Source organism: Oleiphilus sp. HI0066, assembly GCF_001635725.1.
The window spans coordinates 1-766 of sequence record NZ_LWFH01000083.1; the positions used below are offsets into that span (position 1 = coordinate 1).

The 766-nt window shown below is 41.4% G+C and carries 2 protein-coding genes; both read left to right on the top strand.

What is annotated here, in order from left to right; all coding sequences use genetic code 11:
• On the top strand, positions 1-303 hold a 303-nt coding region (locus A3738_RS30360; RefSeq protein WP_197473503.1), incomplete at its 5' end, for a hypothetical protein.
• A gap of 9 nt (positions 304-312) precedes the next feature.
• Positions 313-579: a hypothetical protein gene (locus A3738_RS01305; protein ID WP_068480327.1), complete on the top strand. Its 267-nt coding sequence runs from the start codon at positions 313-315 to the stop codon at positions 577-579.
• Positions 580-766 lie beyond the last annotated feature (187 nt).

Sequence of the window (766 nt, forward strand, 5' to 3'; positions counted from 1 at the left end):
GATACGCCGATACTCGTGGAAGAAAACGACGTAAATGATGACGAATTCAAACACTTTCACTTAATCGATCAATGGCAATATCTAGGCAAAATTGAATCAGAAGAAGAATTAAGAGAGCGTGGTTATGTTCCCTTAAAAGCGCATATTGGGACAGAAATTCAAGCTCATCAACACGAAAACAATGCAGAGAATAAAGCGCATTTTGATCTAGATATTTACTTTATACTGCTCCGCTTTCTGCTTAAATCAGATCAACTAAAATTGAACCAATTGCGCATCCATAAACTTACAAAACTTGAGTAAAATGCATCTATGAAACAAGCGAAACAAACACCAAAAGATCGCGCCATACAGCTCATAGGGCTTGTTTGCCTAGTTGCTCTTTTCTTTTTCGATACAACAGAGCAGCCCATGCTGATTAAAAGCATACTGTTTGCATTGCTTTTACTGCCTTTAGGCTTCGGCATCAAATTTGTCATCAATCCAACTAATCAGCCATCACGACGACTCATCGCGACACTCGTTTGTATCGTATGGTGCGGCGTACTGGCGACAGCCGCTGCCTCCTTCTTTTTCTAGAAAAACGAGGGCAACAATTGCTTTCAATCGATGACAAAAATATGCACGCAGCATAGTTTTACGTACTACAGTCACTGACGCATACACACGATTTGGAGCTTAGTATGGACGTTCAGGCATTAGTACTTGCACTTTTAATCGGCGCGATCGCGGGTTGGCTAGCAGGCCAAATTATGAAAGGCATAGG

Coding starts and splice junctions, on each gene's coding strand:
- A3738_RS01305 (WP_068480327.1), top strand. CDS start 313: ATGAAACAAGCGAAACAAACACCAAAAGATCGCGCCATACAGCTCATA.